This window comes from Pseudomonas putida, from assembly GCF_001976065.1.
GTDB classification, from domain to species: Bacteria; Pseudomonadota; Gammaproteobacteria; order Pseudomonadales; family Pseudomonadaceae; genus Aquipseudomonas; species Aquipseudomonas serbica.
This window is the reverse complement of record NZ_MNAH01000001.1, coordinates 917,020-941,018: the sequence shown is the minus strand read 5'-3', so window position 1 is coordinate 941,018 and position 23,999 is coordinate 917,020. Positions and strand designations below refer to the sequence as shown.

The following is a 23,999-nucleotide window of genomic DNA, read 5'->3' as shown; positions in this document are numbered from 1 at the left end:
TTTGTCGATGTTCTGCGCAGGGAACTAGTGTTTGTATCAGTGTTTCGCGGCACGCCCAGTCCCTCCTGCCACAGCCCAGGCATCAAGTACGTGACCGCTCCCTCCGGTACGGGCGTTACCTGCGAAACCGGCAGACGGACGCGCGAACTGTCCTTGTCAGCTACATCCGGCATTTACGTACGATCAAGCGGCTGGATTCACGCTCTGATTGTTCACGCCGACGCTGAATTGACCCACGTGCCGAGGCAAGACTGCCCCATCTCCAAACCGGATTTCAAGACTATCGCCAACTTCTGAAGAGACAACAGCAATGCCACCCGAGGCGTCTGTCGCCAGTTCGTTGTGCTGTGTCAGCAGTTGGGACTGTTCGGAGAAAATCTAGTCGCTATCGATGGTAGCAAGTTCAAGGCGGTCAACAATCGCGACCGCAATTTCCCCAGCGCAAAATACAGTTAGTATTCCACCAAGAGCCAGAGCTTTTGTAGGGGTAAAAATGTCATAAAATAAAAAGGGGTCGCGAGATAAAATCTCGCAACCCCTTGAATTATATGGTCGGGACGGAGTGATTCGAACACTCTACCCCTAGCACCCCATCTCCTTTTTCATACTTCTTGAAAGCTTCCAAAATTTTACTCTGGATTTTTCTAAGCTAGTATTTACTTGAGCTCCAGCGGTGTTCTGCTCTACGAGAGTCCAGTAACGTCCATCAAGAGCCGACGTTTTTGTGGGGGGAAAAGTAGGGGGAACTCATTTTATGGCCAAAATCACCATCAAAGAACTCGAGTCGCTGACCGCCGATGATGCCGGCCGGATCCTCAGGGAGGACGGCAATCTCGCCGGTCGAATCTCAATCCGTAAGGACGGCGTGTCGGTCAGCTTTTTCTATCGCTATCGGTGGGGCGACCAGAATAAAGAGTACGCCTGCGGAACCTGGCCGCGCAAATCCCTGACGGACATCCGCAAGGCCCGCAACCAGGCCCGGGCGCTCATTGATGAGCAGATCAATCCCAACGAACACAAGAAAACCGCAAAGGCACAGGCGCATGCCGCAACGAACGCAGAGGCCGAGCAGGTAAAAACGGCGAAGGTGCAAACGCTGACCGTCCAGGATCTGGCCAAAGCCTGGCTGTTGGACGGCGTGGCGCGCAAAGATGGCAATGCCGAGTTGCAACGGCGCTTTAGTAAGGACCTTTACCCGGCACTCGGCAAGACCGCGGTGAGCAGCGTCTCCGAACACGATGTTCGGGCGCTGATCCGGGCCGTGATCAACCGCGGCGCTCACCGGCAAGCCATCAGTTTCTTCGCCGACCTCACTCAGATGTTCAGCTGGGCCAGAAAGCGTCATCCCTGGCGTGCCTTATTGATCGAGGGCGATCCGACGGAACTGGTCGACATCTCCCCGCTGATCCCTGCCGACTACGAGGCAGAAAGAAGCCGCATCCTTTCCCCGGCGGAGCTATTGGAATTGCACAACCGCTTCCAGCAAATGACCGCCGATTACAACGCCCTCCCCGCCGGGCAAAAATACGACGGCATTCGGCCGTTAAAAAAGGAAACGCAACTCGCGCTCTGGATTAGCCTGGGCACGCTGTGCCGGATCGGCGAGTTGCTGCAGGCCGAATGGAAAAATGTCGATCTGGACCAGCAGACCTGGTTCCTCCCCAGCGAAAACGTCAAAGGCACCCGCGGCAAGAAACAGGACCACCATGTTTTCCTCTCGCCCTTTGCCCTGCATTTCTTTCAGGAACTCAAGACCCTCACGGGAGACTCCCAGTGGTGCTTTCCGAACAAACAGGATGATCAGCATGTGGATGTGAAAGTGGTGAGCAAACAGGTCGGTGATCGCCAGGCCCGGTTCAAAAACCGCAAGGCCCTCTCCAGACGGCGTCATGACGATACGCTGGTCCTTTCCGACGGCCAGAACGGCGACTGGACGCCGCATGACCTGCGCCGTACGGGAGCGACCATGATGCAGGCCTTGGGGATCAGCCTGGACGTCATCGACCGCTGCCAAAACCATGTACTGGCCGGCTCCCGGGTGAGGCGACACTATCTGCATCACGATTATGCCGAAGAGAAGAAACGCGCCTGGAATCTGTTGGGCGATCGACTCAGTGCCGTGCTGTCCTCAACCTATGAGCACCCACCGAACGAGTCGATGATGTCTTTTCCAGCCTATAACTCGACTGGATCCCTTCCGCCGTCATAGGTCAGATACTTGACGACACAATCCACTCAGCGACGGTCGCAACTAGACCGTCGCTATCCAGCCAAAAGCAGCTATTCGGATGTTTGCACGAGTTAACCCACTTGAAGCGGCATGCCCAAAGAAAGCAGCAAGCCAACCATCGCTAAAAAAAGCTAAAAATCTCAATTGGTCTACCGTGAAAAAGGTACCTGCATGCACCTGTCTGGTCGCATTGACGCTAGTGCCCTTGAGTTAGTGCAACCACAAAAGGTTGGTGGTTAACCTCGACTCAAGCTTAAGGGAGCAGTCAATATGACTCGCAAACACAAATGGCTACCGAAGTTTGCCCTTGTGGCGATTTCGGTGATAGCAATTTCGGCTACGGCTGGCGCCGCTGAAAAACCCAACATCCTGGTGATCTTTGGCGATGACATCGGCCAGACCAACATCAGCGCCTACTCCATGGGCGTGGTCGGGTACAAGACGCCGAACATCGACCGGATTGCCCATGAAGGCATGCTGTTCACCGATTACTACGCGGAGAACAGCTGCACCGCTGGACGTTCTTCGTTCATTACCGGGCAGACGCCGCTGCGTACGGGCCTTTCCAAAGTGGGTATGCCAGGTGCGCCTGTGGGTCTGCAAAAACGTGACATCACCATTGCCCAAGCCCTTAAGTCCCAAGGTTATGCCACTGGCCAATTCGGCAAGAACCACCTCGGTGACCGTGACGAATACTTGCCCACCGCCCACGGGTTCGACGAGTTCTTCGGCAACCTGTACCACCTTAACGCCGAAGAAGAGCCAGAGCGCCCCTATTGGCCAAAAGACGATCCTGATTTCCTCAAGAGCTACGCGCCGCGCGGCGTGATCCATAGCTTCGCCGACGGCAAGACTGAAGACACTGGTGCCCTCACCGCCAAGCGCATGGAGACTATCGACGACGAAACCACCGCCGCGGCGCAAGCGTTCATCGAGAAACAGGCCAAGGCTGACAAACCGTTCTTTGTCTGGATGAACACCACCCGCATGCACGCATTCACCCATGTGCGCGATTCGATGAGAGGCCAAAGCGGAATGCCGGGCAACGAGTACGCTGATGGCATGGTTGAGCATGACAACGATGTTGGAAAGCTGCTGAAAACCCTCGACGACCTGAAAATCTCCGACAACACCGTCGTGGTCTACACCACCGACAACGGCCCGAATCAGTTTTCATGGCCAGACGCGGCGACGACGCCGTTTCGCAACGAGAAGGACTCCAACTGGGAAGGCGCATTTCGGGTGCCTGCGATGATCCGCTGGCCGGGCAAGATCAAGGCCGGTGAGATGTCTAATGACATGTTCTCGGGCATGGACTGGTTTCCAACCTTGTTGGCGGCCGCTGGCGACGCAGACATCAAGGACAAGTTGCTCAAGGGCTGGGCTCCGACTGCCGGTGGCACCAGCTTCAAGGTGCACCTCGACGGTTATAATCAGCTACCGTACCTGACCGGCCAGCAACCGACCGGCGCACGGCACGAGTTCTACTATTTCAACGATGACGGGGTGCTGGTGTCCATGCGCTTCGACAACTGGAAAGTGGTGTTCTGTGAACAACAACAGCCTGGCGGTTTCCGGGTCTGGAGCGAGCCCTTCGTCTGCCTGCGGGTACCGAAGATCCTCAACCTGCGTATGGACCCCTACGAGCGTGCGGATCTGGTGTCCGACCAGTATTACGATTGGTCGAGCAAGAACATTTATCTCGCTGCGGTAGCGGTGAGCAAAGCCGCGAAGTTTCTGCAAACCTTCATCGACTACCCGCCAAGTCAAAAACCGGCCAGCTTCAGCATTGACCAGATTCGTGCTGCTGTGGACGCGAAAGTTGCGGAAAAAATGAAGGATCAAACTGCACAGTAAGTGCGCTCGAACGCCGCTCGCTTTACAAGCGAGCGGCGCCTACTCAATACCCTGTTAACGATGCTTCATGACCATAGACACTCGCTATTGATGTTAAGCGCCGCCATGACCTGTTCCGTATGTTCACCACGGGTCGGTGTCGTCCCCGGCATTACCACTTGGCCATCGAAACGCGGTGCCGGGTGAGCCTGCAACATGCCGTCACGCTCGAAATACACGCCTCGATCAACCATGTGTGGATGCTTGGAAGACTCATGCGGGCTGAGTACCGGAGCGAAACACACGTCCGTACCTTCAAATAGCTCGCACCAATGCTCGCGAGTACGGCTAATGAAGATTTCCTTGAACGCCGCGCGCATTTCATCCCAGCGCCCCATATCCCATTGCTTGGCGAAGCGAGGGTCGTTGACCAGGTCCAGTTTTTCCAGCAGTAGCGCATAGAACTGTGGCTCCATCGCCCCAAGGGAAATGTAGTGGTCATCGGCGCAACGGTAAGTAGCGTAGAAATGGGAGCCATCATGCATGCTCTTCCCTCGCTGCTCCTGGATACCACCACGGGAAGCCATCGACATCAGCAACTGCATCATGTGCGCCGATCCGTCGACGATCGCGGCATCCACCACCGTGCCTTTCCCTGTAGTTCGTGCATTGAGGATTCCGGCCAGTAGCCCCACCGCGAGATAGAGTGCCCCACCACCGATGTCGCCGATTAGCGTGATGGGGGAAGACGGCGCTTCGCCCTCTGTGCCGCAGTAGTACATCGCCCCAGACAGCGAGATGTAGTTGTTGTCGTGGCCGGCTGCATGTGCCATCGGGCCACTTTGGCCCCAGCCCGTCATACGCCCGTAAACCAGCTTCGGGTTACTTGCCAGCAGCACCTCTGGTCCCAATCCGAGACGCTCCATCACGCCAGGTCGCATGCCTTCGATCAATGCGTCCGCGCTTTCGATCAGTTTCAGTACGGTCTCGCGCCCTTCGGGTGTTTTCAGATCGGCTATCACGGAACGCTTGCCACGATTCATCGCGTTTTTCGCAGCGTTCTTCTTGCCCGTAACAGAGGTAGCTTCACCCCGCTCAACGGCTATGACCTGTGCTCCCAGGTCTGCCAGATGCATGGCGCAAAACGGCCCCGGACCGATGCCGCAGATTTCTACAATCTTGATGTCGCTCAGCATGAGTTCTCTCTTGACTCGTCCAGTTGTGCACTGCCGGTCGGGACCAGGATTACCCGGCCCGGCCCGGCCCGCTCCCTCACCCGACACTCACTGGTCGAAGACAATCACCGAACGCGCCAGCTCGCCGCGACGCATCTCGTCGAAGGCGATATTGATGTCTTCGAGTTTGATGCGCTGCGAAATCATCTCGTCGAGTTTGAGCCGACCCTGCATATAGAAGTCGGTCAGGCTCGGCAGATCGACCGGAAAACGGTTCGAACCCATAATTGACCCTTGAATGCGGCGGGCCTGCAGAAGCTGGAAAGGATCGAGCTCAAGCTTGGTGCCCGGTTTCATCATGCCGATGATCGTCGCGCAGCCTCCACGTTTGAGCATGCCGAATGCCTGCTCGGCCGTCTGCTTGAGGCCGATACACTCGAATGAGTGATCGACGCCGCCTCTGGTCAGCTCGATGACCTGTTGAACCGTATCGCCATTCTTCGCATTGATGACATCGGTGGCGCCAAACTGCCGGGCCAGTTCCAGCTTCGAATCGAGCATGTCGATGGCAATGATGCGGCCGGCACCGGCCAGTACCGCACCGTTGATTGCAGCCAGGCCGATGCCGCCACAACCCAGAACAACCACGGTCTCGCCGGGGCGCACTTTGGCGGTGTTGAATACCGCACCGGTCCCCGTGGTGACGGCGCAACCGAGCAGCGCGGCGCGATCCAGCGGCATGTCACGGCGAATGGCAACCAGTGCATGTTCGTGAACCAGCATCTGCTCGGCATAGGCGGACAGGTTGGCAAATTGCGGCATGGGTTTTTGCACGTACGTCAGCCGTGGTTCGTCACCCTTGCTGCGGCGGGTTTCCGGCGATATGCACAGCGACAAGTGACCAGTGACGCAATGGGCGCAATGGCCGCAGTAGACCGACAGGCACGTGACCACATGATCCCCTGGTTTGACGGTGCGGACGTCCGAGCCCACCTGTTCGACGATACCGGCTGCCTCGTGGCCGAGCACCACGGGGGCCGGATGCGGATACATCCCGTCCACAACATGCAGATCCGAATGGCAGACACCCACAGCGACAGTGCGCACCAGCACTTCACGCGGACCCGGTTTGCTGATCCCGACTTCCTCGATGGTCAGAGGGGAACCCGGCGTATGGAATACGGCAGCTTTCATGATTTACCTCGAAAAAATTATTGTTTTATTTGCGTGAGCGGTCAGGCCGTTCACGCGGTGACTGAACAAACACAGCAGCGCTTCACAAACTTCGATCGGTCAGCCCTGCCCAGAACCCTTCGGACCCCGCGGCAATGGCCGCTTGCCCCAGCACCTTGGCCCAAAGCGCATCACTACCGAACTCGTCACGCCAGGACCAAAGGCGACGCGTAGCAAAATGCAAGGTGTGTTCATGGGTAAAACCGATAGCGCCGTGCACCTGATGCGCCATGGACGCGGCCAGCGTCGCTGCTTCGCCAGCACACACCTTGGCCACGGCGATATCGAATGCCAGGGTGCCGTGGTTTCCGGCGGTCCCGAGGAATAGCTCGCTCGCGCTGCGCAAGGCTACTTGCACAGCCATCCGCGCTGCGCCTGTAGCCCCGGCCATTTGGGCCAGGTATTGCTGCAGTACTTGTTGCTTGCCAATCGGCTTGCCAAATTGCACGCGTTCATTGGCGTACAGCACCGCCTTGTCGACCGCTGCTTCAAGCGCGCCAACCAGCGTGCAAGCGCGCAACAATGCACCTAGATGCCATACCGGCTCGTGCAGACCGGCCAGTTGCAGTTGACCGGTGGCCTGAGTGTTGGCGTTGGCGAAAACAAGGGCATCGCGCTCTTCATCGGCAAAATTGCTACCGGCAGCCAGGGTGATGGTTGCCTGGCGCAAGTCGACCAGCGCCAGGTGTTGGCCATCAGCAACCACAGCCCACCGACAACTGCGCGCCCATGGCACGTTGACGACTCGGCCGTCGAGGCGCGCCCCTTCTTTATCCAGTTGCAGATCGCCCAAACGGCCGGCCTGAATCAGGGTGATCGGCCCTTCCGGCACTTCCATACCGGCGTGAGCCAACAGCGCTGCCGCAAGCATGGTTTCCGCCAGTGGAAGTGGCGCCTGCCAGTAGCCAATGGCGCGCAGAACCGGGCTGGCATCGAGCCAGTTGGCACCACTTCCGCCGGCGCCTTCCGGTACTAGCGCACCGGGCAGGCCGTTGTCGACGACCATCTGCCATAACGCGTCTGCGCGGTGGCCGGCATCAAAGCGTTCGAGCAATTCACGGGTGACCTGTTTGGCAAACAGACGCTCGACGCTGTCGGCGATCATGGTTTGCATTTCTGAAGGGACGCCGTCGTCCACACCCTGGTGATCAATTGTTGTATTCATCGCAGTCCAAGACCTCCGGCGATAATGCCGCGCAGAATTTCACGAGTACCGCCACGCAACGAGAAGGACGGCGCACTCTGAGTCAGGAAGCGCATCACCTGGTCGAGGTCGGAACCGGGCTCACGCTGATCGCCGAACAGATCGTGAGCTACGTCCGGAATAGCCTGTTCGAGCAAGGCACCCTGGTCCTTGACCACGGTCGCCTGGATAGCCGGATTCTCCCCACGGGCGAGCATGCCGGCGACGCCCAGCGACATCTGCCGCAGCGCGGCGTAGCGTGCCGCCAAGCGACCGAGGCTTACGGCATGCCGACTGTCTTGCGGGTCGGCCTCGTCGAGCATGGCCAGATACAGTTGGGTGCTACTCAGGTAGCGCTCCGGACCACTGCGCTCCAACGCCAGTTCCGCAGTGACCTGCAGCCAGCCATTGCCCAACTCGCCAATGACGAAATCATCGGGAACGAAGACGTTTTCCAGAAACACTTCATTGAAATCATGCTCGCCGAGCATGTTGTAGATCGGGCGCACGGTCACGCCGGGGGCCTTGAGGTCGATGAGCAGTTGCGACAAGCCTGCGCGGCGATTGCCCTCCTCCTTCGGCCCGGTGCGCAGCAGCGTGATCATGTAGTGGGCCAGATGAGCGCCCGAGGTCCAGACCTTGCTGCCGTTGACGATCCAGCCGCCTTCAGTTTTTTGCGCACGGGTGCGCACAGCCGCCAGGTCGGAACCAACGTCGGGCTCACTCATGCCGATCGCCAAAAGCGTTTCACCGCGGGTTATGCCCGGGACGATCTGCGGAGCAAGGACTTCCGGAGAAAACTTGATCAGCAACGGACCGCTCTGGCGTTCACCGACCCAGTGCGCGCCCACCGGCGCGCCAGCCGCTAGCAGTTCTTCCAGAACCACGTAACGCTCCAGCGCACTGCGCTCGTGGCCGCCGTAACGCTTGGGCCAGGTCATGCCCAGCCAGCCGCGCTCGCCCAGCTTGCGGGTGAATTCCGGTACAAGACCGACGAGCCCTTTGGCACGATCGGCAGGCGAATAGTGTTTGAGCTCCTCAGCGAGAAAAGTACGGACTTCTGCACGCAGCGCCTGCGTCTTGGCGTCCAGCCTACAAGGCCTGATATCGAGTGCCTGCATGGTTTCTGCTCTTTGAATTTTAGGGACAGGCGACCAAAGTCGCTTGTTGGCTGACCAACAAGCGAATAAGCTAACAGCATTCTTGTAAAGGGATCAAGCGCCATCGATCCAGTCTGTTTTCCCGTCCCATTCGGAGCATCTGATGACTACCCTCGCCTCCTTCACTCCCGGCCGTGGCTTGACCCTTGAACTGCAAGGACACATCGCCACGCTCGAATTCAGCCGTCCGCCGCTGAACTTTTTCGATCAGGAACTGATCATGGATCTGCTCGCCGCACTGGAGTATCTGGACCAGTTGCCGACCTGTCGCGTCGTTATCGTGCAAGCCGAAGGAAAGACGTTTTGCGCAGGTGCTGACTTCAGTGGGTTGGCGCAGACCGGTGAAAAAATTCTTCCTCGTCAGCTGTACAAACACGCCGTGGGCCTGTTCCGCACAGCCAAGCCATTGATCGTCGTGGTAGAGGGTGCCGCCATCGGTGGAGGCCTGGGCCTGGCACTGGTTGGCGACTACCGCGTCACTAGCGAGAAGGCCCGTTTTTCTGCCAATTTCAATCGCCTTGGCATGCACCAGGGCTTCGGCATTTCTGTTACGCTGCCGCGCGTCGTTGGCCTCCAGATGGCGTCTATGTTGATCGCCACCGGCCGTCGTATCGATGGTGCAGAAGCCGTCCGTATCGGCCTTGCGGATGTGCTTGCGGCGCCTGGCGAAGAACGTCAGGCTGCTCGCGACCTGGCTGAAGAAATCGCCCTGAGTGCACCCCTTGCCGTCATGTCTAGCCGCCAGACACTACGTGCCGGCCTCGCCGATTCAGTGGATGCAATCATCGACCGCGAGGCCACCGAGCAAGAGTGGCAGGTCCTCACCAGCGATTTTGCCGAGGGCAACAAGGCGATGCGCGAGCGTCGCGTTCCTGAATTCACCGGTAATTGATCATTCGCCTATGGACACTCCCGACCAAAGCACCCCCAACACCACCCGTCGATCCAAGGTGGAAATGCGCGCCCAGGCAGAACACTGCATGTTGGAGGCGGCACGCCAGATCGTCGCGCGCAAAGGCTGGATTGGCATCACCTTGGCCGAGGTCGGTCTGCAAGCCGGCTACAGTCGCGGCCTGGCAGCACATCACTTCGGCACCAAGGCTGGCCTGCTACGTGCTTTGGCCGGGTTCGTAAATACCAGGTTCATGGATGTCGTCGAAGACAAGGCGCCCCGACGCGAACCGGGACTGGACACCTTGCTCGGCTACATCGATGCATACTTCCTGCGCGACGACGCCGAATGGACCAACGCCCGCGCTTTACTCGCCTTGATGGCAGAGGGCGTGACGGTTGAGTCGGAATCCGCAGCGATACTGGCCGAGTACAACCATTCCGTACGACTGACCCTGGCCAAACAGGTGGAAATCGGCATCGCCAACGGCGAGATCCCTGCCGATACCGATCCGCTGACAGCCGCTACGCTGCTGATTGGAACGATGCGCGGCATGATGCTTCAGCTGCTGCTCGATCCTTCGACAGCCGATCCGGCGCTGCTGCACAAGCAACTGCGTCGACTCATCAAGACCTTGCTGACCTCACCCTGCGATTAATTCGCGGCAATAAAAAAAACTCCCACCGGTTCACACCGGTGGGCGCCATATCCTCCAGCACTATCGCTTGATCATCGCATCCACCATCTGCCGCACCTGCTCGGTGAAGGGTGGCCGGGTGATGTCCGGACCGTCTGCGGCTCGCAGGACCGGCTTCGGATGGCTGAAGGTGACAAAGCCCTGGTGCCCCAGATAACTGCCCATCCCGCTGTTGCCAACCCCGCCGAAAGGCAGACTGTCGACACTGGCGTGCAGGGCCACGTTGTTGATCGTCACTCCACCCGAAACGGTGCGATCAAGGACAAAACTTTCCTCGGCCGCATCGCTGCCGAAGTAGTACAGCCCCAGCGGACGCGGATGAGCGTTGATGTAGGCAACCACATCGCGCATGTCCTTATATGGCTTGATCGGCAACAGCGGCCCGAAGATCTCGTCCTGCATGATCTTCAGCTCATCACCCGGATCGCACAGCAAGGTCGGGATCATCTTGTGATGTGGCTGATCGGCGAAATCCTCCTGCGCCGGATTCAACTCGATCAACTCGACGCCAGCCGCACGGGCCTCCTCCAGGTAGCCCAGCAGGCGCTCGTAGTGGCGGGTGTTGATGACCGAGGTGTAATCCGGATTGTCCTTGAGGCTCGGATAACATTTGGCGACCGCCGCCTTGGCATGTTCGATGAATTCCTCCATCGACTCTTCGGGAACAAACACATGATCCGGCGCAAGGCAGACCTGGCCGGCATTCAATAGCTTTCCGGCCATGATCTTGCTCGCAGCGGACTTCATATCGGCGGAACGCGACACGATGGAGGGTGACTTTCCACCCAGCTCCAGAGTAACCGGCACCAGGTTCTCGGCAGCGGCGCGCATCACATGCTTGCCAACGCTGCTCGCTCCAGTGAACAGCAGATGGTCGAACGGCAGGCTGCAGAACGCCTGACCGACCTGCGCGTCGCCGGTGACGATGGCGATCTCATCCTCGGCGAAGGTGGCGCTGAACATCCGTTGCATCAACTCGGCACACTTGGGGTTCAATTCCGAGACTTTGACCATCGCCCGGTTACCGGCGGACAGCGCACTGGCCAACCCCTGGATGACCATGCCCACCGGGAAATTCCAGGCAGTAACAATACCCACCACGCCCAGCGGCTGATACTGAATCCAGGCCTCGCCACGGTCGGCGGCACGCTGCTCGGGTTGCATCCACTCAGCAATCCTGGCCCTGGTTTTCTTCAACGACGAGAGCGGGCCCAACAAGTCGATGATACGCGTCAGGTCGTGGCTACGATGACCGAAGTCTGCCGCCGTCGCCTCAACGATTTCCTGCTTGTACTCAACCAGCATGCCGATCAGGCGATCGAACAATTCACAGCGTTGCTCTGCGGTCCAGATATCATTCGACAGATAAGCCGTGCGCTGCATGGTGAGGGTTTCACGCATGCGCACCACTTCGGGTAGTTCGATCTTGCTCATTGGAGGATTTACCTTCTCATTGTGGGTTGTTACGACCCTGCAAGTCGGCGCGAGACACTGATCCCGCGCCGCTGTCGGTTAATCGAGTTTTTTCATCTTGGTGGTGTCCAGACGGACCAGGCCGAAGGCCATGCCGTACTGAATCGCGCCGGATTCGTTGACCTTGATCGCCGAGTACATGCCATTGAAACGCGGATCGCTGCCGGTATGGATCTTCAACACGGTGTCGCCGCTGTCGAGGTCCATGCCGATGTGATAGCGGTCGTTCCAGTCGCGGGTGAAGTAACCATCAATGATCGCCATCCGGCCGCCACCACTGATCATCGGCACCGTAGAGATCGACGACACGTCGTTGCGCATCCACAGCTGTTTCCACCCATTACTGCCCTGGTCCCACTTCAACATCGCCACACCTTTCGGCCCCGGACGCGTAGCACCGTTGAGCATGCTCACGTAGTAGTTGTCGCGCGCCAGGTAAGGGGCATCCTTGCTGATGATGTTGTTGACCACGAAGGCGTAGTCGCCGTAGGTCGACACCGATTGCTCGGACTGCACGGTCTCCACGTCGGCGCCCATATCCACTTGCTGCTGGTCAGCGATGCGTGCCGAGAGCGTGCCGGGCTTCTGCTTCCAGCCGGCCGGCAACTGGTCGCGCCAGAACGCCACCAGACGCATTTTCTGCGCACCGTCGGTGATCACCACGAGTTTGTCTTCGTCCGGCCCGAAGCCCATCAACGTCGGTGTCGAGCCTGTGCCGTCAGCGACTTTCAAGGCAGAGATACGAATGCCACGGTCATAGGCCGCTTTCCAGGCGCCGCTGGCCTCGTCGCTGTGAATCTTGCCCTTGGCATCCACCACCAGGCGATACATGTTCTGGTTCGAGGCCACATAGACCGCGCCGCCGCCCGCCTCATCGCCATTGGCAAAACCATTGAGGAACAATTCGTCCGCGCCATCGACGGCATAGGTATCGACGATTTCGAGGGTTTTCGGGTCGAGGGTGATGACTTTGCCGCCAACGGTGTTGAGGACCAGAAAGCCGTTGAAAGTCATGCCCATGCCAAAGTTGAAGTCGACCGGGAAATCAGTGCCGCGCTTGACCTTTTCGTTGTCGTACAGCGATTCCGACAGCAAACGCACCAACGGTGTTCCCATGCCCGAGTCCGGTTTTTTCGGATCGAGTTGATCGACGCGGAAAATCTGCCGGCCACCGGCACCGATGAAGGCATCTTCGCGGGTCAACATCGAATACAGGGCGCCGCCACGCAACTGATCGTTGATGCTGCTGATCATTCGATTCGGCTGCCCGCGCATATAGTCGAGCAAACCCTGCTCGTCCTTGTTGTCGAGCAACCGCTGGACATCCTGAGTCTGTTTCAGGCGTTGAGCGTCGCTGACCTTCTGAAACTCAGGCAACTTCAGCGGCATTTCCGTGCGTGCCACTTCAACCAGCTTGCCGTCGACCTTGTTGTACTTGCGCAAGCCCAGGCCGGACCACCACCACGTGACCATGGTGTCACCGACCTTGTCGACGAAATGCGGCATGCCGCCCGCATCGCTGGGCAGGTACGTCACCGACTCAGGTGTCAGTTCGTAGGAACCACGCGGCACCGCAATCTCAGTGCTGTCGGTCTGCGCACTGTTCCAATGCGCCTGATTGCTGAAGGTCTGGGCCAGATAAGGGTTCATCGGCGGGGCAGACTGGGCCGCCGCCATGACGGACAAACCTGCCAGTGCCAGGCCCGCGCCCAACCGTGCGAAGCGAAGCTTTGTGATTGTTATGCTTCTCATTATGCAACTCCTTGAAGGAATGAACTCGGTGCCAAGGCGCTAAACGCGCTGGAGCAACACCTGCGACGCAGAGCCTACGAAGCCCCAGTCACTCACTCCCCCCCCCACGATGAGTAGGTCACCGCCGATGGCTTGTCGGTAAAACGCTACCGTGAGTTCCCGGAACTTTCTTCCCCCCCCACCGTGGGGAGGGATACCGCGACAGCCACCCCGGCAGCATTCCTCCAGTCCCTCGGACACATGGCTCACCCCCCAGGAGTCGCCTGCCGATCCTTTTACAGACACTGGAGTCCGTAATGCACATTCAACGATCCATCTTTCGCGAAGATCATGAAATGTTCCGCGAAACCGCGCGCCGCTTCTTCGAGCGCGAATGCGTGCCCCGCCAGGCCGAATGGGACGAGGCCGGCAAGGTCGACCGCCAGACTTGGCTCAAGGCCGGCCGCGAAGGTTTGTTGTGCTCCATGGTTCCTGCGGTGTATGGCGGTGGCGGCGGAGACTTCGGCCACGCGACAGTCATCAACGAAGAAATGCACCGCGCCGGCGTGTCCGGCGTCAGTTTCGGCCTGCACTCGGACATCATTGCGATGTACATCGTGCGTTTCGGTACCGAAGAGCAAAAACATCGCTGGCTGCCGAACATCTGCAGTGGCGAAACCATCCTCGCCCTCGGCATGACCGAGCCAGGCAGCGGCAGCGATCTGAAAGCTGCGCGAACCACCGCGGTCCGCGATGGCGACGAATACGTCATCAATGGCAGCAAGACATTTATCAGCAGTGGCCTCAATTGCGACATGGTTCTGGTGGCCTGCAAAACCGACCCGACGGCAGGTTCCAAAGGCATCAGCCTGATCATGGTTGAAACCAGCCGCGAAGGTTTTCGGCGTGGCCGCAAGCTCGACAAGGTCGGCCAGCGTGCCTCTGATACCGCGGAGATGTTTTTCGACGATGTGCGCGTGCCCGTTGGCAACCTGCTGGGTGAAGAAGGCAAAGGCTTCGCCTACATGATGCAGGAGCTGCCACAGGAGCGACTGGGCATCGCCATCTACGCCGCCATTCGCCTGGAACGTCTGCTGGAGCAGACCATCGAGTACGTCAAGGACCGCAAGGCCTTCGGTGGGACGGTGTGGGATTTCCAGAACACCAAATTCAAGCTGGCCGATGCCAAGGCTGCCTCGGTCGCAGTGCGCACCATGGTCGATTACTACATCAGCGAACACATGCGTCGCAAGCTGACCGTGGAAGAGGCCGCCATCGCCAAACTGTTCGCCACCGAGACCCTGTGGAAACACCTGGACGACATGGTCCAGTTGCACGGTGGTTACGGCTACATGCTCGAGTATCCGGTGGCCCGCGCCTTTGTCGATCTGCGCGTTTCCCGCGTCTTCGGCGGAACCAACGAAGTCCAGCGCGAATTGATCGCCCGCAAACTTTAACCCCCCTTCTCCTCTACCGAGAGCAAAGACATGAGCGACAAAGTTATCGTTGCCGGCGTCGGCATGATTCCGTTCAGCAAGCCGGGCGCCAGTCCGACCTACACCGAAATGGGTGCGGAGGCATTGCGCCTTGCACTGAAGGACGCGGGGATTAGCTACGACAAAATCCAGATGGCCTTCACCGGCTACGTGTTCGGCGACTCCACCAGTGGCCAGACCGCCCTTTACGAGGTAGGCCTGACCGGCATTCCGGTGGTCAACGTCAACAACAACTGCTCCACCGGTTCTACTGCCCTGTATCTGGCCCGCGCCGCCGTGGCCAGCGGTCAGGTCGAGTGCGCCCTGGCGTTGGGCTTCGAGCAGATGCAGGCCGGCGCGCTGAGATCGCATTGGGATGACCGTCCCCGCCCTCGCGCACGCTTCCTGCACGTACTCGAATCGCTGACCGCCGATGCCGCGGACATCCCTCAGGCCTTGCGGGGTTTCGGCGGCGCCGGTCGAGAGCACATGCAACGCTACGGCACCTCGATGGAGGCCTTCGCCGCGATCCGCGCCAAGGCCAGCCGCCACGCCGCCAATAATCCCTTGGCGCTGTTCAAGAACGTGGTGACCACCGAAGAGGTGATGAACGACAAAGTCATCTGGCCCGGCGTCATGACCCGCCTGATGGCGTGCCCGCCGACTTGCGGTGGCGCTGCTGCGATTGTTTGCAGCGAAGCCTTCGCCAAAAAACACGGCCTGCGCACTGACGTGGCGATCCTCGCCCAGTCGATGACCACGGACTCGGTTGTGTCTTTCGATCCACCGTCGATGATCAGCTTCGCCGGTTTTCACATGGCTCAGGCGGCTGCCAACCAGGTCTACGAACAAGCCGGTATCGGCCCTGAGGATATCCGCGTGGTCGAGCTGCACGACTGCTTCGCCCACAACGAACTGCTGACCTATGAAGCCCTGGGTTTATGCCCGGTCGGCGAGGCCGAACGTTTCATCCTCGATGGCGACAACACCTACGGCGGCCAAGTCGTGACCAACCCCTCCGGCGGTCTGCTTTCCAAGGGCCACCCGCTGGGCGCGACCGGCCTTGCCCAATGCTATGAGCTGACCCATCAGCTGCGCGGCACCGCCGACAAGCGCCAGGTGGACGGTGTGCAAATCGCCATGCAACACAACCTGGGTCTGGGCGGCGCCTGTGTCGTCACGCTGTTTGGTAAAAACTGATCGCCCTGTTCAGGCGCGTTTTCACATAGGAGCCAAGTGAACATGGCAGACAAAAATCTGATCGGGCACAAAATTGGCGCGTACAGCGTCGACGTTGAAAAGGGTCGCCTGCGCTTCTTCGCCAAGGCCATCGGCGAAACCGATCCGGTCTATACCGACGAAGCCGCCGCGAAGGCCGCCGGGCATAAATCCTTGCCGGTCCCGCCCACTTTCCTCAAGTGCCTGGAAAGCGAAGGCCGCGATGTGGTGGAGCTGCTCAAACTGGTCGGCTTCGATCTTGGTCGGGTTCTTCACGCTGAGCAGTCCTTCGTCTATCACTCGATGGCCTACGCGGGAGACGTGCTGACGTTCCACGGCTTCATCTCCGACCTCTACGAAAAGAAAGGTGGCGCCCTGCAATTCGTGGTCATGGAGGCACGCGTGACCAATCAGGATGGCGAGCACATCGCCGATATCCGCTCCTCTCTTGTGCAGCGCTAAGGAGTCGTCATGAGCGTTCGATTTTCCGATATCCAGGTCGGTGACGAGATCCCGCTGCTCAAGCTGCAGCCGGTCAACCGCACCACTCTCGCCTTGTACTGCGGCGCTTCGGGTGATCACAACCCGATCCACGTCGACCTCGACTTCGCCCGCAAGTCGGGGATGGACGATGTGTTCGCCCACGGCATGTTGTCCGCGGCGTACTTCGGTCGCCTGCTGACCACCTGGGTGCCGCAAAGCCAGGTGCGCAGCCTGTCGGTTCGTTTCACTGGCATCACTCAGATCGGCCACATACCGAACTGTACCGGCAAGGTCGTCGAGAAGTTCATCGATGCCGGCGAACAGCGCGTGCGCCTGGCGCTTCGCTGCGCCAATCAGTACGGCGAAGAGAAGCTGGCCGGCGAAGCCGTTGTCGCCCTCGCCTGATGTTTCACCCACACAGCCCAAGGAACAATCCAATGAAAAAGCTTGAAGGCAAAGTCGCCCTGGTCACCGGCTCCGGTCGTGGTATCGGTCGTAGCGTTGCTCTGCAACTAGCGGCCTATGGCGCCAAAGTCGTGGTCAACGATCTGGACTCGGCACCGGCCGAAGAAGTCGTGGCTGAAATTCGCCAGGCCGGTGGTGAAGCCGTTGCCTGCGTCGGCAGCGTGACCGCCGCCGATTTCGCCGAGCGCTTCGTACAGACTGCCGTGCAGAGCTACGGTGGCATCGACATCATCATCAACAACGCCGGGTACACCTGGGACAACGTCATTCAGAAAATGACCGACGAACAGTGGTACGCGATCATCGACTGCCACCTGACCGCACCGTTCCGCATTCTGCGTGCAGCCCAGCCGATCATCAGCGCCCAGGCTAAGAAAGACGCCGCGGAAGGTCGCGAAGTGTTGCGCAAGATCGTCAACATTTCCTCCGTGGCCGCTGGCGGTAACGCCGGTCAATCCAACTACTCCGCCGCCAAGGCCGGCATCATCGGCATGACCAAGACCCTGGCCAAGGAGTGGGGCCGCCTGAAGGTCAATGTCAACGCCGTGGCCTTCGGTTTCATCGATACCCGACTGACCCAGGCGCTGGCTGGCGACGAGAGCAAGACCATCAACATTGAAGGTCGTGAAATCAAGGTCGGCGTTCAACAGGAACGTATCGATACCGCCAGCTCTGCGATTCCCCTTGGTCGCCCTGGCACGGCCGAAGAAGCCGCCGGTTCGGTGGTGATGCTGTGCCTGCCGGAAGCCAACTACGTTACCGGTCAGGCTCTGGTCTGCGGCGGCGGCTACGGCACCCTGTAAGGCGCCGTTCGTCTCTGGGGGCACTCTTCCCTCCCATAGCGGGAAGAATGCCCGGACAATGAGATCACGGCCTGGCACTTCGCAAGTGGACTCCCTACAAAAACAATATTGGAGGTTTTGATGTACATGACCCAAGGGCTGCAGCGCCATCGGCAGCAGCGCCCCAATGCCACGGCAATTCGTTATCAGGGCCGCAGTGTGACTTTCGCCCAGTTGGGCGATCGCGTTGCGCGGCTGGCTGGCGCGCTCAAGCGCCTGGGCGTGGCCAGTGGCGAGCGTGTAGCGATGCTCTCGCTCAACTCCCAGCGCTACATCGAGTACTACCAGGCAGTACCGTGGGCCGATGCCGTGCTCAATCCGGTCAACATCCGCTGGAGCGCGGCCGAGATCGTCTACTCCCTGGATGACTCGCAGACCTGCGTGCTGATCGTCGATGACGCCTTCCAGAAACTGGGGACCCAGGTGGCTGTCGAGGCCAAGAGCATCCGCTTGGTGATTTATGCCGGTGACGGCGAAACGCCCGAGGGCATGCTCAATTACGAAACCCTGATCGCCGAGAGCGAACCGGTTGAAGACGCGCACCGTTGTGGCGATTCCCTTCTCGGAATCTTCTACACCGGCGGCACCACCGGTTTCCCCAAGGGCGTGATGCTTAGCCATAACAACATCGGCATCTCCGCCCTCGCCAACCAGGATCGCGTGGGCTATGGCGCACAGACGCGCTACCTGCATGCCATGCCAATGTTCCATCTGGCCGACCTGGCTGCGATGGTCGTGCTGTTCCTCAGCGGTGGCATGCATATCGTGCTGCCCGCCTTCAAAGCGCAAGAGGTCATCGAACAGATCAGCCGGGAGCAAGCCACCGACACCTTTCTAGCGCCCACCATGCTGCAGATGATCCTCGACTGGCACCAGGCAAACCCAACCCATGCGGCACTGGACCTGAGCTCGCTTCGGGAAATCACCTACGGCGCCTCGCCGATTACTCCTGTCCTGCTCGCGCGTGCCCGTCAGACCTTCCCTGCAGCCCAATTCGCGCAAGGCTATGGCATGACTGAAATGGCCCCCGGCATCACCATGCTGGGGGCCGAGTACCATTGCGAGAAACATCAGCGCAGCGGCAAGATGTACTCAGCCGGGCTGCCCATCAGCTGCGTGGAAATCCGCATTGCCGATGCCGAGGATCGCGAAGTGCCCCGTGGCACAGTCGGCGAAATCCTGGTGCGTGGCCCCAACGTCATGCTCGGTTACTGGAACAAACCGGAGGCCACCGCCGAGGCGCTTCGCGGCGGCTGGATGCATACCGGTGACGGCGGCTACATGGACGACGATGGCTTCATCTACATCTGCGATCGTCTCAAGGACATGATCGTCAGCGGTGGCGAGAACATCTTCACTGCCGAAGTCGAGAACGCCCTTGTCCGCCATCCGGCCGTTGCCCAAGCTGCTGTGATTGGTATTCCCTGCAACAAATGGGGGGAAACAGTGCATGCCGTGATCATCCTCAAACCTGGTGCCAGCGTTACTGAAGACGAAATGGTCGCCCATTGTCGGGAATTGATTGCCGGCTACAAAGTGCCCCGCAGTATCGAGTTTCGCACTTCATTGCCGATGTCCAGCGTCGGCAAGGTACTGAAAAACGAACTGCGCAAACCGTTCTGGGAAAACCGTCTGAGCAACGTAAACTGACGTTCGATGCCTGTAGGAGCGTCGAACGGCTGCTCCTACAAGGTATTCAGGTCGCGCCATTTGGCAATCGCTTCTTCCCTGCCTGTGGCGTCGAGCTTGGCGAACAGATTCTTGATGTGCCATTTAACCGTTTCAGGTGACACACCAAGGGTGCGGGCAATTTTCTTGTTAGTCATGGCTTGTGCCATCAACTGCACGACCTCGGTCTCCCGCTCACTCAAGTTCGCAACCGATGAATTCACTGTGCGCCCGGTTTTTTCTGCCGGCCTGCCCGCTGCGATCAGGCGCTGGGCATAAAACGCAAGCACCGGATCAAGCGCATTGGCTTGCAGTAAATCGTTCAGCATTCGAGGCAGTTGTGGCGCAACATCGAGCAGACTGCGTACCAGGCCCAGGCGATGTCCCAGACGCAAGACTTCAATCAATTGTTCGAGCGCTTGCTCGTCACATCCTCGCCCCTTTTCAGCGATGGACAGTTGAAGCCGCGCGATGGCCACCCACTGCCAATGCGTGGCCGTTTCACACTCATTGATCAGCAATGCGATTTGCTCGATCGCCACACTGAATTCGCGCTGATACAAACTCAATTCGATCGCCGCCCGCAGGGCCAAAAGCCGGATGATCAATGGCGTACCGCGATGGATGCCGGCCTGCTTGTCGGCAAGTTCCTGCAGCTCGCTCAAAAGGGCTTCGGCCTGCGAAGTATGGAGTTTTTCGAGACACCAACGCATACGCACGTACAGTGTCCAGGCGAGCAGACGGCCCAGGTCATAGCGCTGTGCGTAGTCTTTCAAGCGATCCAGATAGAGCACCGCCTGGGTTTGCTCGCCCTTGAGCCAACAAGCGCGGCTCAGCGACAGAAGACTGTGCAAGACGATGTTGGGCATGGAAATCCGCTCAAGGATGTCGAGGCGAGGCTCAAGCAAATGGCAGACATCGGCCAGATTGTGTTGTTCGTACAACAGGCTGGCGAGAAAAGCGGCAGCCGCATGGCCAGCGACCGCGGCACTGCTGCCGTGCGATTTTGCGGCTTCCAGGGTGTTGCGAAAGATATTCTCCGCTTCACTGATGCGCCCCTCATGCACCAGGCTCATGCCGTAGATGCATCGACCAACGAGGGTCCGGCGCGGCGAGGTATTCGGGCGATCGCTGTGCTGGATGATTGCACGCACTCGCTCGTGATCACCGCTGAACAAATACAACCAGGCAAGAATGGAGGCGCGACCGGTCAATATCAGATCGTCGGCATCGTCAGGTATCGCTTCCAGTTCCGGAGCGAAGCACCATGCGGCCTCGGTCAGGTCACGCTGCATGGCCAGCGTGCCACGCGTTACCAGCAGGCCTTGACGCTGTTGAACATTCAGTCGGTGCTGTTGCGCCTCCAGCTGGTCAAGTATCTCTTGCCCTTCTGCGAAGTTATGCGCATGCAGTTGTAACTGCGCCATCACCAATTGCAGGCTATAGCGCTCGCGCATCTGTTCCATGGGCAGCCTGCGCAGCAGGTTGGGCAATTGACTGAGGGAACCACGCGCCATCAATTCGTGCGCACAGGCTTCGACAATCTCGGCCGCAATCTGAAAATCACCGGCCAGTACGGCGTGGCGCACCGCCTCGTCGATATGCCCCTGTTCGAGCAGCCAGTCGCGCGCCACTGCATGGAGTTTTTTTTGTTCCTCCTCGGGCTGACGGCTCAGATGCTCGCGCAATACCTCGCGCAACAACGGGTGGAGGCGGTACCAGGTTTCCCTGTCGTGGCTCTTGATCTGGGTGATGAACAGGTTATCGCTGTCGAGGCGGGTCAATTGGCTCATCATCCCGGCAATCGCGTGCGGCTTGCCAACAAGCCTGGCGCACAAGGGGGCGGTGAAGCGATTGCAGATCGAAGAACGCGTCAGCAACTGCCGGTCTTCGAGTGGCAAGTGGATCAACACCTCCTGCTCGAAGTACTGCGCAAAGGCCCCGGCGCCTCGCACCTGCATACGATTGACGCTGCTGCCGTGCCTGGATTTCAAGTCGATAGCGAACAATTGCAGGCCAGCCACCCAACCGTCGGTCAAGTCATGCAAGGCCTCGGCATCGTGAGTGCTGATCTCGCCAAATTGTCGCAAGTATCGTTCTGACTCTTCGACACTGAAACGCAAGTCCCGCAAGTCATACTCGCTCAGCTGCCCCTGGGTGCGCAGACGCGCAAGCGGAAGCGTTGCAGGTAACGCGCTGCGCGTGCCTAGCACCAGGTGAAGGTTCGGCGGTGCATAGTCAAGCAGCCAACCCAGCACCTTGAAGTTATCTGTATCATTGAGGTGATGCACATCATCGATCATCACCACCAGCTCAGAGCCGTGTCGAGCCACAGACTGAAGCAGGACGATGACCCAGTGTTCGAGCGCCAACTCGCCACCACCTTCCCCGAGCAACAAAGCAGCTTCTCGTGCAAGCGCGCCGTCGACCTCGGCAACGCTGGCCAACAAGCAGTTAGCCAGTCGCGCCGGCTCATTATCCTCGCCAGTCAGTGACAGCCAGGCGACGTCGAAATCTATCGCTATCAATTCCCGGCGCCAGGCCAGCAAAGTGCTGGTCTTGCCGCTTCCGGCAGGCCCCTGGATAGCGATACAGCGCTGCCGGCGCGCCTCCATCAGGCGGCTCATCAGTGTCGCTCGGGGCATGAGCTGGCGTGCACCGCGAGGTGGAATGACCTTGGTGTCAGGGATGAGTTGAGGCACTCGATCGACTGACAGGTGGCGCTTGGGATCTTGGGGTGGCATAGCCATCGACTGAATTCCGGAGACGATCTTCTTCAAGTGCAGACCGACAGTTTAATACAGGAAGTACGCCATGCTGATTCACTGCGTTCGGTGCAAAAAACGCGTGCGCCTTACGTGCGCACGCGAACGACATCAAGCGCGGCCGTAGAGCGTGACGACGCAGGCACCGCCCAGGCCGAGGTTGTGTTGCAGAGCGAGATTCACGCCTTCGACCTGGCGCTTGTCAGCGGTTCCGCGCAGCTGGTGCGTCAGTTCATAGCATTGAGCCAGACCTGTGGCCCCCAGCGGGTGGCCCTTGGAGAGCAGCCCACCGGATGGGTTGGTCACCACACGCCCGCCGTAGGTGTTATCGCCATCGAGCACGAATTTTTCGGCGCCGCCTACCGGGCACAGCCCCAAGGCTTCGTAGGTCAGCAGCTCATTCTGGGCAAAGCAGTCATGCATTTCGGCCACCAGGATATCCCGCGGCCCGACACCCGCCTTCTCGTACACCTCGTGAGCGGCACGCTGGGTCATGTCGAAACCGACCGTCTGGATCATCGATGCCGGTTCGAAGGAAACCCCACGATCAGTGGTCATCGATTGCGCCATGATCATCACGTCAGTGCGCAGACCATGTTTTTTGGCGAACGCTTCGCTACAGATGATCGCCGCGGCTGCGCCACAGGTAGGCGGGCAAGCCATCAGGCGCGTCATCACACCCGGCCAGAGCACTTGATCGTTCATCACATCTTCGGTGGTGACGATTTTACGGAACAGCGCGAGCGGGTTGTTGGCGGCATGACGGCTGGCCTTGGCGCGAATCGCGGCAAAGGTGCTCATCTCGGTGCCATAACGCTGCATGTGTTCACGCCCCGCACCACCAAACTGTCGCAGCGTCATCGGAACGCCGATCGCGCCGGCGTCAGCGGTCAGTTCGTCCGAGACCTCCAGGTGCTTGCCCATGCAGGCCGGACGATCGGTAAACACCGCCCCCAGGGCGCCGGGTTGCATTTGCTCGAAGCCCAGGGCCAAGGCGCATTCCACCGCCCCGCTTTCCACGGCCTGGCGAGCCAGGTACAGGGCAGTGGAACCCGTGGAGCAGTTGTTGTTGACGTTCACTACCGGTACGCCGCTCATGCCCACTTCGTAGAGTGCCGATTGGCCGCAGGTGGAATCGCCATAGACATATCCGACATAAGCCTGTTGAACCAGGTGATAGTCCAGTCCTGCGTCTTTCAATGCCTGGCGAGTGGCTTCAGCGCCCATTTCGATATACGACCCACTGGCCCCAGGCTTCAGGAACGGGATCATGCCAACCCCGGCAACGTACGGTTTGTGCGACATCACATTCTCCATAAAAAATTCAGCCCACTGCGGCTTCTCGCTTTGCTCGATATCCCGAGCAATCCAGGCTGTCATCGTTACGAAATCATCTGCAGGCTGTACCCGCGTCCTGCGGGGGGGATTGGGGTGGCCCCCCCTGTCTTCGCCCGATTGCGCTTGCCCCTGCAA

At 59.3% G+C, this 23,999-nt stretch carries 18 protein-coding genes and 1 pseudogene; 11 read left to right on the top strand and 8 right to left on the bottom strand.

Annotation, left to right across the window (positions count from 1 at the left end; all coding sequences use genetic code 11):
- Positions 1 to 267: 267 nt before the first annotated feature.
- The 3 genes and pseudogenes from BKX96_RS04315 to BKX96_RS04305 form a co-directional block, all read left to right on the top strand.
- A pseudogene (locus BKX96_RS04315) lies at positions 268 to 447 on the top strand (transposase); the annotation flags it as partial.
- Between the two features lie 307 nt (positions 448 to 754).
- Positions 755 to 2,209: a tyrosine-type recombinase/integrase gene (locus BKX96_RS04310; protein ID WP_077182812.1), complete on the top strand. Its 1,455-nt coding sequence runs from the start codon at positions 755 to 757 to the stop codon at positions 2,207 to 2,209.
- A 291-nt stretch (positions 2,210 to 2,500) separates the two neighbouring features.
- Positions 2,501 to 4,087 carry an arylsulfatase gene (locus BKX96_RS04305; protein WP_077182811.1) on the top strand — a complete coding sequence of 529 codons (1,587 nt, stop codon included), beginning with the start codon at positions 2,501 to 2,503 and terminating at the stop codon, positions 4,085 to 4,087.
- 65 nt (positions 4,088 to 4,152) lie between these two features.
- Here BKX96_RS04305 and BKX96_RS04300 read toward each other — a convergent pair whose 3' ends face one another.
- From BKX96_RS04300 to BKX96_RS04285, 4 genes are all read right to left on the bottom strand, one after another.
- The gene (locus BKX96_RS04300) at positions 4,153 to 5,262 is read right to left on the bottom strand and encodes a CaiB/BaiF CoA transferase family protein (RefSeq protein ID WP_077182810.1); all 1,110 of its coding nucleotides are present in this window, start codon (positions 5,260 to 5,262) and stop codon (positions 4,153 to 4,155) included.
- A gap of 87 nt (positions 5,263 to 5,349) precedes the next feature.
- On the bottom strand, positions 5,350 to 6,435 hold the full coding sequence (locus BKX96_RS04295; RefSeq protein WP_077182809.1) for a Zn-dependent alcohol dehydrogenase: 1,086 nt from the start codon (positions 6,433 to 6,435) through the stop codon (positions 5,350 to 5,352).
- Positions 6,436 to 6,517: 82 nt separating this feature from the next.
- Complete coding sequence (locus BKX96_RS04290) at positions 6,518 to 7,639, bottom strand: acyl-CoA dehydrogenase family protein (protein ID WP_077182808.1); 1,122 nt, start codon at positions 7,637 to 7,639, stop codon at positions 6,518 to 6,520.
- A complete protein-coding gene (locus BKX96_RS04285) occupies positions 7,636 to 8,778 on the bottom strand; it encodes an acyl-CoA dehydrogenase family protein (protein WP_077182807.1) in 1,143 nt (380 codons plus the stop codon). The genes BKX96_RS04290 and BKX96_RS04285 overlap by 4 nt, the downstream gene beginning before the upstream one ends.
- A 142-nt stretch (positions 8,779 to 8,920) precedes the next feature.
- Between BKX96_RS04285 and BKX96_RS04280 the strand changes: the two genes are divergently transcribed.
- Positions 8,921 to 9,709, top strand: a complete 789-nt coding sequence (locus tag BKX96_RS04280; RefSeq protein ID WP_077182806.1) for an enoyl-CoA hydratase/isomerase family protein — start codon at positions 8,921 to 8,923, stop codon at positions 9,707 to 9,709.
- A gap of 10 nt (positions 9,710 to 9,719) precedes the next feature.
- On the top strand, positions 9,720 to 10,367 hold the full coding sequence (locus BKX96_RS04275; protein ID WP_077182805.1) for a TetR/AcrR family transcriptional regulator: 648 nt from the start codon (positions 9,720 to 9,722) through the stop codon (positions 10,365 to 10,367).
- A gap of 60 nt (positions 10,368 to 10,427) precedes the next feature.
- Here BKX96_RS04275 and BKX96_RS04270 read toward each other — a convergent pair whose 3' ends face one another.
- A complete protein-coding gene (locus BKX96_RS04270; protein WP_077182804.1) occupies positions 10,428 to 11,840 on the bottom strand; it encodes a coniferyl aldehyde dehydrogenase in 1,413 nt (470 codons plus the stop codon).
- 78 nt (positions 11,841 to 11,918) lie between these two features.
- A complete protein-coding gene (locus tag BKX96_RS04265; protein WP_218639273.1) occupies positions 11,919 to 13,631 on the bottom strand; it encodes a hypothetical protein in 1,713 nt (570 codons plus the stop codon).
- A gap of 296 nt (positions 13,632 to 13,927) precedes the next feature.
- Here BKX96_RS04265 and BKX96_RS04260 point away from each other — a divergent pair, with 296 nt between their 5' ends.
- The 6 genes from BKX96_RS04260 (at position 13,928) to BKX96_RS04235 (ending at position 19,743) form a co-directional block, all read left to right on the top strand.
- Positions 13,928 to 15,067, top strand: coding sequence for an acyl-CoA dehydrogenase family protein (locus BKX96_RS04260; RefSeq protein ID WP_077182803.1), 1,140 nt, complete (start codon positions 13,928 to 13,930; stop codon positions 15,065 to 15,067).
- Between the two features lie 30 nt (positions 15,068 to 15,097).
- Positions 15,098 to 16,285: a lipid-transfer protein gene (locus BKX96_RS04255; protein ID WP_077182802.1), complete on the top strand. Its 1,188-nt coding sequence runs from the start codon at positions 15,098 to 15,100 to the stop codon at positions 16,283 to 16,285.
- Between the two features lie 42 nt (positions 16,286 to 16,327).
- A complete protein-coding gene (locus BKX96_RS04250; RefSeq protein WP_077182801.1) occupies positions 16,328 to 16,765 on the top strand; it encodes a MaoC family dehydratase N-terminal domain-containing protein in 438 nt (145 codons plus the stop codon).
- Positions 16,766 to 16,774: 9 nt separating this feature from the next.
- Positions 16,775 to 17,191 carry a MaoC family dehydratase gene (locus tag BKX96_RS04245; protein WP_077182800.1) on the top strand — a complete coding sequence of 139 codons (417 nt, stop codon included), beginning with the start codon at positions 16,775 to 16,777 and terminating at the stop codon, positions 17,189 to 17,191.
- Between the two features lie 32 nt (positions 17,192 to 17,223).
- On the top strand, positions 17,224 to 18,054 hold the full coding sequence (locus BKX96_RS04240) for an SDR family NAD(P)-dependent oxidoreductase (protein WP_077182799.1): 831 nt from the start codon (positions 17,224 to 17,226) through the stop codon (positions 18,052 to 18,054).
- Positions 18,055 to 18,174: 120 nt separating this feature from the next.
- Positions 18,175 to 19,743 (top strand): long-chain-fatty-acid--CoA ligase, encoded by a 1,569-nt coding sequence (locus BKX96_RS04235; protein ID WP_077182798.1) that lies wholly within the window; start codon positions 18,175 to 18,177, stop codon positions 19,741 to 19,743.
- Between the two features lie 35 nt (positions 19,744 to 19,778).
- Here the strand turns inward: BKX96_RS04235 and BKX96_RS04230 are convergent, their stop codons facing one another.
- Positions 19,779 to 22,388 carry a winged helix-turn-helix domain-containing protein gene (locus BKX96_RS04230; RefSeq protein WP_218639272.1) on the bottom strand — a complete coding sequence of 870 codons (2,610 nt, stop codon included), beginning with the start codon at positions 22,386 to 22,388 and terminating at the stop codon, positions 19,779 to 19,781.
- Between the two features lie 249 nt (positions 22,389 to 22,637).
- Positions 22,638 to 23,831, bottom strand: coding sequence for a lipid-transfer protein (locus BKX96_RS04225; RefSeq protein ID WP_077182796.1), 1,194 nt, complete (start codon positions 23,829 to 23,831; stop codon positions 22,638 to 22,640).
- Positions 23,832 to 23,999 lie beyond the last annotated feature (168 nt).

What these genes read in the sequence shown, in the direction of transcription:
- BKX96_RS04305 (WP_077182811.1), top strand. Translation starts at nt 2,501, where the DNA reads ATGACTCGCAAACACAAATGGCTACCGAAGTTTGCCCTTGTGGCGATT.
- BKX96_RS04250 (WP_077182801.1), top strand. Translation starts at nt 16,328, where the DNA reads ATGGCAGACAAAAATCTGATCGGGCACAAAATTGGCGCGTACAGCGTC.
- BKX96_RS04275 (WP_077182805.1), top strand. Translation starts at nt 9,720, where the DNA reads ATGGACACTCCCGACCAAAGCACCCCCAACACCACCCGTCGATCCAAG.
- BKX96_RS04255 (WP_077182802.1), top strand. Translation starts at nt 15,098, where the DNA reads ATGAGCGACAAAGTTATCGTTGCCGGCGTCGGCATGATTCCGTTCAGC.
- BKX96_RS04265 (WP_218639273.1), bottom strand. Translation starts at nt 13,631, where the DNA reads ATGAGAAGCATAACAATCACAAAGCTTCGCTTCGCACGGTTGGGCGCG.
- BKX96_RS04240 (WP_077182799.1), top strand. Translation starts at nt 17,224, where the DNA reads ATGAAAAAGCTTGAAGGCAAAGTCGCCCTGGTCACCGGCTCCGGTCGT.
- BKX96_RS04310 (WP_077182812.1), top strand. Translation starts at nt 755, where the DNA reads ATGGCCAAAATCACCATCAAAGAACTCGAGTCGCTGACCGCCGATGAT.
- BKX96_RS04290 (WP_077182808.1), bottom strand. Translation starts at nt 7,639, where the DNA reads ATGAATACAACAATTGATCACCAGGGTGTGGACGACGGCGTCCCTTCA.
- BKX96_RS04300 (WP_077182810.1), bottom strand. Translation starts at nt 5,262, where the DNA reads ATGCTGAGCGACATCAAGATTGTAGAAATCTGCGGCATCGGTCCGGGG.
- BKX96_RS04280 (WP_077182806.1), top strand. Translation starts at nt 8,921, where the DNA reads ATGACTACCCTCGCCTCCTTCACTCCCGGCCGTGGCTTGACCCTTGAA.
- BKX96_RS04245 (WP_077182800.1), top strand. Translation starts at nt 16,775, where the DNA reads ATGAGCGTTCGATTTTCCGATATCCAGGTCGGTGACGAGATCCCGCTG.
- BKX96_RS04260 (WP_077182803.1), top strand. Translation starts at nt 13,928, where the DNA reads ATGCACATTCAACGATCCATCTTTCGCGAAGATCATGAAATGTTCCGC.
- BKX96_RS04235 (WP_077182798.1), top strand. Translation starts at nt 18,175, where the DNA reads ATGTACATGACCCAAGGGCTGCAGCGCCATCGGCAGCAGCGCCCCAAT.
- BKX96_RS04295 (WP_077182809.1), bottom strand. Translation starts at nt 6,435, where the DNA reads ATGAAAGCTGCCGTATTCCATACGCCGGGTTCCCCTCTGACCATCGAG.
- BKX96_RS04270 (WP_077182804.1), bottom strand. Translation starts at nt 11,840, where the DNA reads ATGAGCAAGATCGAACTACCCGAAGTGGTGCGCATGCGTGAAACCCTC.
- BKX96_RS04225 (WP_077182796.1), bottom strand. Translation starts at nt 23,831, where the DNA reads ATGTCGCACAAACCGTACGTTGCCGGGGTTGGCATGATCCCGTTCCTG.
- BKX96_RS04285 (WP_077182807.1), bottom strand. Translation starts at nt 8,778, where the DNA reads ATGCAGGCACTCGATATCAGGCCTTGTAGGCTGGACGCCAAGACGCAG.
- BKX96_RS04230 (WP_218639272.1), bottom strand. Translation starts at nt 22,388, where the DNA reads ATGAGCCGCCTGATGGAGGCGCGCCGGCAGCGCTGTATCGCTATCCAG.